The sequence below is a fragment of the Desmonostoc vinosum genome (genome assembly GCF_059505385.1).
The window spans coordinates 1-11,671 of sequence record NZ_JCACKM010000093.1; the positions used below are offsets into that span (position 1 = coordinate 1).

General features: G+C 40.1%; 10 protein-coding genes. 4 read left to right on the forward strand and 6 right to left on the reverse strand.

The window, feature by feature from the left end; translation table 11 throughout:
• Positions 1–448 precede the first annotated feature (448 nt).
• Positions 449–652 carry an NblA/ycf18 family protein gene (locus AC5JMF_RS15630; RefSeq protein ID WP_495796649.1) on the forward strand — a complete coding sequence of 68 codons (204 nt, stop codon included), beginning with the start codon at positions 449–451 and terminating at the stop codon, positions 650–652.
• A 603-nt stretch (positions 653–1,255) separates the two neighbouring features.
• On the opposite strand, the gene AC5JMF_RS15635 is transcribed toward AC5JMF_RS15630, so the two are convergent.
• The 3 genes from AC5JMF_RS15635 to cobJ all read right to left on the reverse strand — a co-directional run bounded on the left by AC5JMF_RS15635 (position 1,256) and on the right by cobJ (position 4,523).
• Positions 1,256–1,474, reverse strand: coding sequence for a ribbon-helix-helix domain-containing protein (locus AC5JMF_RS15635; RefSeq protein ID WP_495796650.1), 219 nt, complete (start codon positions 1,472–1,474; stop codon positions 1,256–1,258).
• 375 nt (positions 1,475–1,849) lie between these two features.
• The gene (locus AC5JMF_RS15640; RefSeq protein ID WP_495796651.1) at positions 1,850–1,987 is read right to left on the reverse strand and encodes a hypothetical protein; all 138 of its coding nucleotides are present in this window, start codon (positions 1,985–1,987) and stop codon (positions 1,850–1,852) included.
• 799 nt (positions 1,988–2,786) lie between these two features.
• Positions 2,787–4,523, reverse strand: a complete 1,737-nt coding sequence (gene cobJ, locus AC5JMF_RS15645; protein WP_495796652.1) for a precorrin-3B C(17)-methyltransferase — start codon at positions 4,521–4,523, stop codon at positions 2,787–2,789.
• Positions 4,524–5,239: 716 nt separating this feature from the next.
• On the opposite strand from cobJ, the gene AC5JMF_RS15650 reads away from it, so the two are divergent.
• The 3 genes from AC5JMF_RS15650 to AC5JMF_RS15660 all read left to right on the forward strand — a co-directional run bounded on the left by AC5JMF_RS15650 (position 5,240) and on the right by AC5JMF_RS15660 (position 7,651).
• On the forward strand, positions 5,240–5,743 hold the full coding sequence (locus tag AC5JMF_RS15650) for a hypothetical protein (RefSeq protein WP_495796653.1): 504 nt from the start codon (positions 5,240–5,242) through the stop codon (positions 5,741–5,743).
• Between the two features lie 334 nt (positions 5,744–6,077).
• Positions 6,078–6,683: a hypothetical protein gene (locus AC5JMF_RS15655; protein ID WP_495796654.1), complete on the forward strand. Its 606-nt coding sequence runs from the start codon at positions 6,078–6,080 to the stop codon at positions 6,681–6,683.
• A 170-nt stretch (positions 6,684–6,853) separates the two neighbouring features.
• A complete protein-coding gene (locus tag AC5JMF_RS15660; RefSeq protein WP_495796655.1) occupies positions 6,854–7,651 on the forward strand; it encodes a response regulator transcription factor in 798 nt (265 codons plus the stop codon).
• A 540-nt stretch (positions 7,652–8,191) separates the two neighbouring features.
• On the opposite strand, the gene AC5JMF_RS15665 is transcribed toward AC5JMF_RS15660, so the two are convergent.
• The 3 genes from AC5JMF_RS15665 to AC5JMF_RS15675 all read right to left on the reverse strand — a co-directional run bounded on the left by AC5JMF_RS15665 (position 8,192) and on the right by AC5JMF_RS15675 (position 11,629).
• Positions 8,192–9,229 carry a hypothetical protein gene (locus AC5JMF_RS15665; protein WP_495796656.1) on the reverse strand — a complete coding sequence of 346 codons (1,038 nt, stop codon included), beginning with the start codon at positions 9,227–9,229 and terminating at the stop codon, positions 8,192–8,194.
• Positions 9,230–9,311: 82 nt separating this feature from the next.
• On the reverse strand, positions 9,312–10,739 hold the full coding sequence (locus AC5JMF_RS15670; RefSeq protein ID WP_495796657.1) for a calcium-binding protein: 1,428 nt from the start codon (positions 10,737–10,739) through the stop codon (positions 9,312–9,314).
• A 62-nt stretch (positions 10,740–10,801) separates the two neighbouring features.
• Positions 10,802–11,629, reverse strand: a complete 828-nt coding sequence (locus AC5JMF_RS15675) for a hypothetical protein (RefSeq protein WP_495796658.1) — start codon at positions 11,627–11,629, stop codon at positions 10,802–10,804.
• Between the last annotated feature and the right edge of the window lie 42 nt (positions 11,630–11,671).

Here is an 11,671-nt window from a genome sequence, read left to right on the forward strand (position 1 = left end):
AAGCGTCTCGTAGAGAAGCGGGGCGTAGCCCAACAAAAAAATATTTATGCAAGAGATCTAATCTAAGCTGTTCCATATATAACTTGCATAATTAGGGCGGGCAAGATGCCCACCCCACAAGAGTTTTATTTAATTTGATTATGTAATTTAGATGTTTTTTAGCTTATCAACCAATAATTGCAGAAAAATTTGTTTTTTAAAAAGTGAATATCAATACAGTAATCCTCTCAAAAGACATTATTGACACTAGACGTAATTAATGAAAATAAAATGTTTTTTAAATATATATTTATAGACAAAAACCTGTCTCTTTTGTCTAAACAATCAATAATTGGAGATTGATTTTTGAAAATCAAGCTGTCAAAATCGAACTTAAATCTAGGCAAGGTATAGTCTGAATTTATTTGTAATTTGAAAAATATCTGCTTTTAGACAAAAGAGGAAAGTTATGAACTCAGCAAAACTCACTCTAGAACAGCATTTTAAACTCAAAGTATTAGAAATGCACGTTCAAAAATTGAGTCAACAGCAAGTACAAAAATTGTTGATCAAGTGTGTGCAAATAGGCATGATTAAAGACAACATTATTAGCCAATACGCAGATATTTCAACAGTAAACGTACATCAAGCTACGAAAACATCGCTTCTGTAACAATACCTGGCGTAGCTTCTGGATTTCTCACTAAGTCTTTCTAGTGCAGATCTTGTTATACCATTTCACAAAATTATTGATACAAATCACTTTTGTTGTATTAATTCTCCATAATTCTGCAACAAAGCAATCTACGTGTCTCCCTTTGGGTGACGTGCCTACAGAAGGATTTCCCTCCCGCAGCGCTAGCTCATCGTTTTCCCGCATTTTCGTGTCTTCATTTGTATCAATCTTAAGGTGAAACATATTAGTACCGCTCAAGAGATGTATCTTTTAAAAGCAACGTTGCACTGGTCTTGGAAGCATTCTTGAGAGTATGGTATATCTGTAAATATCACCAAAATTTTGGTGATTCAAGCACATCATAGCTGCATCTTAGTAATGAATTTTACTAAAATGCAGTTTTTATAGTAATTTTTTACATGTGTAGCACTTAACAAAGGCAGGAGGGCGTTTTTGTCACGAGGATTTATACCCACTCCAAAAACTTTGGACGAAGTCCGGTTTTAGTCCCGATTGTTTCGATAAATTTAGGTAGAGACGTGCTGATAAAGCGTCCCTACCTAAGAATTGGGTTCCTCTGAATCTTGAATTGCGTTGAATCTAAATCATCGATTTTTGACTACTAGCCAATCCTGAAAGCTGAGAAGAATAAGACGAAATATCGGATTCTTTATCCCCTCCAGCCTCAAGGGAGCGAATTAATTCTCTAATTACATCATTTGCTGGTCTTCCTGTGATTGCACAGTAATATTCAAGTTTCTCTCTCTCCTCTGACGCCAAATTTACCGTCAGTCGTTTAACAGCCCATTTCTTGTTCATAATTAGCTTTTACCTCTAATAAATCACTCTTTACAGAGAAAAGTTATGACTCTACTTCCTTGCCTCTTCTAATTTGGGGTTTGATATTGAAGGAGTGTTCATAAATGTTACGGGAAATACCACTGACTAAAAGGGCTATTCACAGCATGTGTATTAAAACTACATACTTTAGACAGAGTTTTTAATCTATTTTATTGTATCTTAGTATATACGTTAACTAAATTTGCATCTCTCTTCACAGCTAAAGTTGATTTTTGAGTACTTTAGTGTATTCTCCGAGAATTTAAAGTAATGGAAAGCACCGTGCAGACATCATTGCACAGCAAAAGGCGCGATCGCAAATAGAACGGAAAAATCAAACGCCCTGAAGCATCCTCAAGATTTTACTCTTGTTTGATCGTAACCGCTATTTTGTTTACGCTTGGCGATCGCTAGTATTCTGCTTTGATTTTTAAACTGACTTGCGTAGGCTGAGAGTGAGGCAAAGCCACTGTCTTGCGGTAACACCGTCACTTTAAAATTGATACAAATAGAGGGCAGGGGGCAAGTGTAGGTTTTTAATATTTTGCGTTTTGAGCGACGCGGTGAGTCCAGTGAGTAAAGGAGGGTTTCCAACGCCAGTCGCTCATAGGGGAAACCACGCCACTTGCTACAACGCGGGGAACCCCAACGCGAGTTGTTCATGGGGGAAACCACGCCACTCCCACGCCACTTGCTACAACTCTCTCGACCAGAGCAACGCAGTGGCTCCCCAAGACCGCGCTGGCTCCTTTGCAGGCAACTGGCGAAGTACCCATTTGTATAGAGTTTGCGACAGGAGAAGCATAGGAAATTCCGATGCTACTTTGTACAAATCGAGGAACCTGAATTAAAAATATTAAATTTTCGGTTAAATAAATAAAGTCCGCTTTCGCGGACTTATGTAAGGGCTTCTGTCACTTTTATCGGCTACAATCATGTATGAAACATGATGTCTTTATTGTTGATGATCGGCTGTTAAAATGCAAGGCTTTTTTATTAATTTACTAGACATAATTACTTGTATTTTATCCTGAAAAATAGAAGGTTTTGAAATTAATGTTTTCGGATAAAATACTACTTTTTAATGATTGTAATTAGATACATCGCAATCCTAGTACAAAGTAAGACTTAATTGTTAATACCTACGTTTTCTAGACACAATTCAGATATTTATGTCTATCCAAATTCAACATTTATAAGGATTTTAAATTAAAAATGTAAAGGTGGTCAGGTATAACAACCTCAGGAATGAATTGCTAATCCTGAGGTTTTATTTAATTTTGTGCAACTACTAAATATATCGGCGTGGCGTATAAACCCGAATACTACCATCACTGCACTTGATTGTTCGGGTTTTTGTTGAACCAACGAGAATAATTGTTCGCATATCGGCGTCGGTTGATACTAATTCTTCTAGCGCGATCGCTTTGATAGTTTGTCCCGGTCTGCCGAGATTCCGCGCTAGCACTACTGGTGTATTTGGCGCTCTGTGTAACAATAAAATATTTCTGGCTTGTGTAAGTTGCCAGGTGCGCTCACGGGAAACAGGATTATAGAAGGCAATGACAAAATCAGCTTGGGCAGCAGCGATAATTCGTTGTTCGATAATTAACCAGGGCTTTAAGATATCGGAAAGAGAAATAGCACAAAAATCATGTCCTAGAGGGGCCCCAATCGCTGCTGCTGCTGCTTGCATAGCTGAGATACCGGGTGCAACTTGAATGTCAATGCTGTTCCACTCTGGTTTGGCATCCTGCTCAAGTACCTCAAAAACCGCTGTTGCCATTGCATAGATACCAGGATCACCAGAGGAAACCACTGCTACTGAGCGCCCTGTTGCCGCCAAATCAAGCGCCATCCTAGCCCGTGCTGTTTCTTCTCGGTTGTCAGATTCATGGCGTTGTTTACCATTAGCCAGAGAACCCACCAAATCTAGGTATGTTTTGTAACCTACTAAATCAGTTACCGATTTGAGTATCTCTTGAACTTCTGGTGACATCCACTTTGATCCACCCGGCCCGGTGCCAATAATCGCTAACCGTCCCCGCGACTGGCCTATAGTGCTGGGGTCAATTGGTTCTGGGGCAATAGCAACCGCCACAACAGCAGAGGACGAGGAAGTCATCAGCCGACCGAGTATACCCGTGGCGGTGAGGGCTGTTGCTTGAGCAAGACTGTAACCTTTTGATAGCAAGATTTCTAGCTGATTGGGAGTAAAAAAGCGAGCGGGCACACTAAAAGTATCAGCTATAGCGTGGATTGCTGGATTAGCGGCGATGGTGATGGGTGCGAATATCCCAGCGACTGATACCGAAGTAAGTCCCGCAGCCGCTAGTGACTGCTGGATTAATGTTACAGTCTCATCTTCATTAGTAGTATTATTGATGGCGATCGCTATAGTTGCTGGGTGATAGACAAGGCGGTTGGGTGTAGGATTTACCAAACGTTCAGTAACCTGAATTGTTAAATCTCCATCAGAGTCTATGGGTAGTTGACTATTACTTAACCACGGTGCTGTACCCTCTAGTTTTACTCGCGCCCCTGCCAGTAAATCTGAGATAAATGTCTTAGCATCGTCTGGATTGGCTAAATTATATCCAGGTGGAGGTGACAACAGCGTTGTGCGGAACCTCAGATCGCCTGTGGTTGTGATTGCTGGTTTAACATTTAGTATCTCAGCAATGCGACGCGCTAAATCATTCACACCATTAAGTCCACCCAAAAGGGGAACAACAGCGCTACCATCTTCAGCTACAGCTAGTACTGGCGGTTCTTGCTGCTTATCACAAAGTATAGGAGCTAATGTTCTGATTAAAATGCCTGCGGCACAAATACCAATTAGTGGCTTCCCCTCAGCAAACAATTCTCGCAGCGTTTGGCCAAAATTCGTAAAGCTGACATCAACATCTGATGTTCGACCTGCCAAACCATATAGTGTGCCGCCTGGTAAGACGGTCAGCATTTTCCGTGCCAATACCACACTGTTTTGACCTAGCACTACAACAGCGGGCGCATTCTTCGTACTCATAAACTTAATTCGTAAATCGTAATTCGTAAGTAAAGGGAACCCCAAATAGTGAGTTATCCAATTTTACCGAATCAAAACGACTTTCTCTGCTCCAGTCACTGAGCGAAGTCGAAGTGCTGCCTTCAAAGCGATGGGATATTTATTCTCTGAATCTGATTTCATCAAACTTGCTGAGTTTGGTTCTTATTTAGTGCTGAGTGCTGAAGCACGGTAGCGGGGGCTGAGCATTTTCCTCTCCCTCATACCTTTACATCCCTACTCCCCTAGTTCTTGTAAGCCCTAAATCGGTTCATGTGACGGCAAAACTCAGTTTTCTCCTACTTTCCAATTTTGATTAGTTAGTTTATACTTAGTATGTATTTTAACTTGTTAGTGTGAATATACTGAGTTGTGAACATTTGTAACGATTCCGAAAATATTGACAAGCGTAAGTGTTAACCAATGCTTACCGCTCCGTACATCCACAATTTCTCAACTAATTTTCCATAATCACTTTGGTTGACGTTTATGCTCGTCTGACATTGCTACACAGTTTCTTAACAATAAATGTGGGGTAACACACCACATCCTTAAACATTGCGACGCTGTGTAGAATTATGCCAGGTATTATAGTAAATATATAGTTTAAATTACGGAGACTTTTTTTGAGTACACAGTTAACAGAGTAATTTTACTAGTATTACTCAGCTACTCTTCAAATAAAAGTAGGGTGTCTAATGATCAATCTAAGTAATTCGCAGGACAGCATTTTTAGTACTACAGCAGCCACCAAGAAACTAGCAAGAGCAATAATGGTATCGGCTGGAGAGTTTTCATTGGTATTGGCATGTTGTAACAGTGTTAGAAAGCAGCAGCAAGTACTGAATTTGCTAATCGAATTTTCGTCAGCAGACATCCAAGACATCCTACTTACACCCACAACTCAAACGCTGTACTCAACTATTGCTCATAAAATTGGTGCCACTCAACCGGAAGCACTGATGATAAGGGGTTTAGAATCTGTAATCGCAATTAATCAATTAATTATCAGTACAAATCTCATGCGAGATGAGTTCCGCAAAAAGTTTCGATTCCCCATAGTGCTGTGGACTAATGATGAAATTCTTTGCAAGCTAGTCTGGCTAGCGCCTGATTTGAAAAATTGGGCAGCCAGTTCCATTCGATTTGATGTCCCTCAAAATCAGTTGACTGAATCTGAACAGCAACCTGTTAACGCTTAAATAATTAGGGACTGGAAACTGGGTATTAGGTACTGGGAAATAGTGCCCTTCGGTGGCTTGAACTACAAGCTCAATCTTTCGCTGTGTGGCGAATCAAAATATTAGCTGCATAAATCTTTGAGTTACTTCTGATATGTGAACTAGGCTCCAAATCGGCTGGTCAAGTCGCTTTGCTCCAATTTGTAATTACGAATTACGAATTACGAATTATTTGGTCATAGTGGAGTCTATAGTTCTATGCTGCGCTTTTTTTGTTAGTCGCTTCGACTAGCACTAATTAGCTAGCACACCATAACTGATTACTGAATTTTATTGTGTTTTTATGACAAGACTTATGAAACGACAGATTTTTACCGCTTGGGCTTTGACTGCCATTTTTTCGGTTGGTAGTGGATTGATCATACTCAACAGTGCTTTTGCTGGTTCTACAAATTTATTGCCAGAAACAGCAAATCAAATTAAAGCAAACAAATCGCTCAAAGCAGGTAAGCTGAATCCTGTACCAATTCCTCCAAGTGAGTTACCGCCACCTTTAGATGCTGGTGTAGTATTTCGAGAAATCTCCAGTGGTGGTATTACAGGTAGAACCTACGAGACTGTTTTACGCAGTGATGGAGTATTGATTCGGGTGCGGATTGGCGATGCTAATGATTCGGAACGTAGTGTTCGCCGTGTTTCTTTAGAGGAGGTACGACGGTTTCAGCGAGCGCTTGAACGTTTTAGATTTGGTAACTTCAAAAATTTAAGTTACCCTGCACCCAGCGGTGCGGCTGATTTCATCACCTATACCCTCACTAGTAAAGAGGGTACAGTTCAATATAACGAAGCTTCTAGCGAACACTTACCGCAGAATTTACTCTCAGCGATTGCAGCTTGGGAGCAGATTAAAAATAGTCAAACCTCACAGAGTAATACTCACATCTTGCACCTAGCTGGGTAAACACATAACAAGCGAATAAAGAGCGCAAAATATTACAGTAGCTGAAGAAGCGCGATTAAGTAGGGTTTGCTGAAAAAGTCATAAAAAAGCAATTTTAAGAGGTAACGCTACTTTTTGCGCGCTTGCTACTGAAACCCAATAGATCCATTAGTATTTGAATCGAAAAGAAAATGGTGAAAACAATTCTGGTAATTGACAATAGAGCCTCAACTCGAAACCTTTTTCTAGAATTCATTAAAGCTGAAGGTTTCTATACTATAGATGCTGAAAACGGTCTTATTGGTGTGCAGCAGGCACAGGAACACTTACCTGATTTGATAATCAGCGAAATTATGATGCCGAAACTTGATGGTTACTCCGTCTTAACCACGCTGCGCCAAAACCCTGCGACAGCAATCATTCCCTTGATTTTTGTCACTACCAAAGGGACTCGAACAGACGTCCGTAAAGGTATGGAACTGGGAGCAGACGATTATCTTACTCAACCCTGTACGGTAGATGAACTACTCAGAGCGATCGCAGCGTGTTTAGAAAAACGAGCAACTCTCCAAAAATTTTACACTGCACCACCTCTGTTAAATCCAAAAGCACTTGAAACTGACACTACAAGACCTGTAGTTTTTAATTCGACTTTCCTGTTCGATCCGCTGTTGAGTAAGATTTTCTGCTTTATCGAAACCAATTATTACCGATCAATTTCCCTCAGCGATGTAGCTTTTGCAGTTGGTTACTGTCCAAATTATCTGACTCACCTAGTGCGACGCCGAACAGGTCAAACCGTGCAAAGATGGATTATTGATTACCGCATGGCAGCAGCACGTTCCTTACTTTTGAAAACTGATCATAAAGTAGAGCAAATTGCTCAAGCAGTCGGTTATGATTGCGCGGTTCATTTCTTCCGGCAGTTTCGCCAACATCATGGAAGTACACCCCAAGCTTGGAGAAAAGCGGGTCGCAACAATATTTAGTATCAGGAAATTTCCTTTTAGCTCCAATAGCTAAAAGAATGCGAAAGCTAAACATTAGACCTCTTGCATGAATATTTTTTTTGTTGAACTACGCCCCGCTTCTCTACGAGACGCTTCGCGAACGCTAACACGCAGAAGGCAGCGCGTTGCAGAGCGAGTGTGGTCTTGGGGGTTTCCCCCATGAACAACTCGCGTCGGGGTTCCCAAAGTTGTACCGACTGCTGCGCCCCAGACGCAGAGAAGAGAACGCAAAGAAGGACTTTTGCAAGAGGTCTATTCCATAGTTTTATATCCTTGCCAATTACCTAATTATTTTGTTCTCTTGACTCAGCCTATTTTTCTGACTTTTCCGCATCCGGTGAAAAGTCAGACCTATTTTTGACTTCTATGCTAATAATCATTCAAATTGCATCCCCGCGTCTCCCCTTAAGCGCGTCCTCCGAAGTTTGCTCAACGGGGGGAACCCCCGCACGCAACTTCTCTTTGCGTCTTTCTGAGGCAAAGGATTATGCAAGTTAAAGGCAGATTAGCTTATGCTTGCTAGCTTTGAAGAGGTAAGGTTAGGACAGACTCCCCTGGGATAGAATTTTCCTCTTTCCGTTTTTTCCAAATTACACCATCAAGATAAAAGTGCTGCATCGCCCAAGTTAATGGGATAACACCATAGGAAATTTCATTGCTCAAAAAAACTAGAACACTTAGAAAAAGAACTGATAGTGACCATGAAAATTTATTGCTAACAATTCTTTTTATTCCACCTCGAATCAATGTCATTATTTTGCTGTAATCCTCATCTTCAGAGTTCAAAACAGCTATCGTTTTATTTCCAGCAACCAAGTGGTATTGGATAGCATGTAAGGCTGTACTAATCAACAGAAACAGAATTAAGTTGCTTTCCAAAAGGAAGAATGCATTATATAAAATCAAGGTATAAGCAATTATGGAATAAACTATTGCGTTATAGCCTTTTGATTCTTTCCTGGCTCGAAATTCTTTTATTACAAAGTTAATGAGTAAGATTCCAAAAACTATATACATTATAAAAGGAATCAAGATCGGAATAGCAGGAGTAACAATTTGTATTTCGTTAATAGGTGTACCAAAGGTAATTCCTGTCGTAGCCATTCGGTAAACAATAGGAACCATTGAGCCAATTAAAACAAGGTATTTAATATCTGAAGTATCGCCAAAATACCCTCCTTTTCTTGCATATAATGTAGCAATTCCAAAATGTTGTAATATGATGTGAATAATTAACCAGTAAGCCCATACAGTTACTGGTATGAGGATATTACCTGTTACTGCAAAAAAAGTACAAAATACTGCTATAAGAATAGCAGAAATAAAATAGTGACTCTTAAATTTAGCGAATTCTTTTGGATTCGCTAACAAAAGTAGATGTGTCTGAGCCTGGTGTGGAATATCGATAATTACACCTGCTATAATAGCCCCCATAAAATCAGGTACTTTCAAATAGATCAAGAGTGCCAAAAACAAAGCAACAATTGGACTTAATCCAAACAAAATAAATGAATCTAATTCTTTGTTGTAATACCAATTATTTCTAGTCGTGACCATGATCTAATTTCCTCCTTGCATAATTCTAATTGTGCTTTACTTACTCCAGATAGCAAACATAAAACTAGATTTGTTTGACCTCTCACGAGAGAATGAAATCTGCCTCTGTAAGTAAGTTGGCTTGAATACCAATTAAACTAACGATCGCTTGACCGTTGTCAGCAAGATTAATGACAGCATTGTTTCCAGAGGCGACAATAGAGAGCCGATCAAATGTTAGCCCTGCGCCCAACACAAAATAGTCCAGACCATTTTCAAAGTCAAAGATCGTATCTGTTCCTGAACTTGATGTGATTAGAAAGTAATCGCGTCCAGAACCACCAGTCAGAAAATCACTGCCTAGACCACCATCAATCAAATCATTACCAGCACTCCCATGAAGAAGATCAGACTCCGCACCACCAATGAGTATGTCATTACCTGCATTACCATCAAGAATGTCGCTGCCCTCGCCGCTAATTAGAAGATCCTCACCATCACCACCAGTGAGGACATCATTATCTGTTTCCCCAAAGAGTTGATCGTTACCACTATCGCCGCGAAGAAAATCCCTACCCATACCTCCAACTAAAAAATCGTCACCCCTACCACCGTTGAGTGCATCGTCATCCTCACCACCAAAAACTTGATCGTCGCCGTCATCACCACTCAGAAAGTCGTTCCCTTGATTTCCGAAAAGTTGATCTTCACCACCACCACCACTAATTAAATCGGTTTCTGTACTACCTTGAATCTGATTATTTCTGGCATTACCTTTTAGGATATTAAGACCTGGAATACTAGTTTGAGGTTGGTGATTTGTTTGACTTTTTCCGAAGTTCTCATCGTGTTGATTAGATAAATATCTCGCTATCAAGTTATTATCCACGACAAAATCTTTGTTTGTGAGTAAATTAGCTGGCACAAAAGGAAGAAAAGCAAGCAATTTACCTGTACTTTTTTCACTGATTACAGTATTGGTAAGCAACTGTTCAATTGACAGTTTTTCAAAGCTTAACCCCCCGGTTAAGACCAAAGAATCTAGACCATCTTGAAAATCAAAAATGAGATTAAATCCTGAAATCGGTGCTAAGACAAAGCGATCGCTTCCTCCATCACCCTCTAAAAAGTCATTGCCAGAACTATTGAACAAAAGATCATCCCCATCACCACCAACCAAGAGGTCGTTACTAGTACCACCTACAAGAATATCTTGACCACCATCGCCTCTAAGTAAATCATTGCCTGAACCTCCAAACAACTTGTCATCACCGTCTTGTCCTGACAAAAAATCATTTCCCAATCCACCTAAAATCAAGTCTTTACCTTGACCACCATCATGAAAATCATTGCCTAAACCTCCAAATAACTTGTCATTCCCATCACCGCCTATGATGAAGTCATTACCCTCTCTGCCTCGGATCAAATCTTGACCTTCACTACCAATAATTAAGTCATTACCTTGATAACAGAGAAATTTATTGTGAAGTTTATGAGTTATAGAAAAGCTTTTACCTTTGTTATCTCTCACTTTCCTTTACCTTTTATTTTGCAAGTTGCGCTGAGATGTTCTTATAATTCATCTCAAAATAATCAATCAAATTGGGGTGAAGCGTGCTTTTCAGTATCAGTAACTTGATAACCGTGAACCCAGAGATGAGCTATTCGATGTGCTTTAATGCTGACCGTAGCTGTCATAGTACCAGTATGCCTTGTAGCATACCCAGCTTCCTTACCAGTTTCATCAGACTCTAGTTCTATTAAGTCCTCTTTACCAGAACCATCTCCTTGGAGTAGAGTAAAACTCTTGAGTTTACTGGTCACGCTAACATCAGCGTTCATGATATCAGCGACAACTTGTGGAGTCACCTCGCCATCCAGACCAGGATGCTCAATCTTGGCATCGGATGAGAATAACGATACAAATGTATCCATATCATTGCTGCCCCAACACAGAGCTAATATGCTGGCGATTTCTTTGGAGGTTAATTTACCGATGTCACGTCGAGTATAGATATTTTGATCTGTGGAATTGGAGCTAGTTTTAACATCGAAACCATGAACAATTAATTTAGTGAAGCGATGATTCTTAATTTCAGCAGTGACAGCGACTTCTCCAATATGACCAAGTTCTCGCCCAATTTCATTACCGCTCTCTTCAAACAAAAGCTCCATTACGTCATCTTTACCTTCACCCGTTCCAGAAAGTAGTTTTGCCTTTCGCATAATTGTTGTGGGCTTAACAGTTGCGTTGATTACCTCAATAGCAACGCTAGGCGCGACCGCCTGCTTAAAATAGGGATGAACAATCTGAGCATCTTCAGAAAAAAGAGAAATAAAGGTTGTGGCATCATTCTGTAGCCAAGCTTTGCCAATAGCTTCTGCAAGTTCATCAGCCTTCATTTCTTTTAGATAGTTCATACATTCTTCCTTAAAATTATTCTCGACATTAAAAGAACTTCA

Bases quoted from the DNA above. Each gene is read 5' to 3' on its own strand.
- AC5JMF_RS15630 (WP_495796649.1), top strand. From the start codon at position 449: ATGAACTCAGCAAAACTCACTCTAGAACAGCATTTTAAACTCAAAGTA.
- AC5JMF_RS15635 (WP_495796650.1), bottom strand. From the start codon at position 1,474: ATGAACAAGAAATGGGCTGTTAAACGACTGACGGTAAATTTGGCGTCA.
- cobJ (WP_495796652.1), bottom strand. From the start codon at position 4,523: ATGAGTACGAAGAATGCGCCCGCTGTTGTAGTGCTAGGTCAAAACAGT.
- AC5JMF_RS15650 (WP_495796653.1), top strand. From the start codon at position 5,240: ATGATCAATCTAAGTAATTCGCAGGACAGCATTTTTAGTACTACAGCA.
- AC5JMF_RS15655 (WP_495796654.1), top strand. From the start codon at position 6,078: ATGAAACGACAGATTTTTACCGCTTGGGCTTTGACTGCCATTTTTTCG.
- AC5JMF_RS15660 (WP_495796655.1), top strand. From the start codon at position 6,854: ATGGTGAAAACAATTCTGGTAATTGACAATAGAGCCTCAACTCGAAAC.
- AC5JMF_RS15665 (WP_495796656.1), bottom strand. From the start codon at position 9,229: ATGGTCACGACTAGAAATAATTGGTATTACAACAAAGAATTAGATTCA.
- AC5JMF_RS15675 (WP_495796658.1), bottom strand. From the start codon at position 11,629: ATGAACTATCTAAAAGAAATGAAGGCTGATGAACTTGCAGAAGCTATT.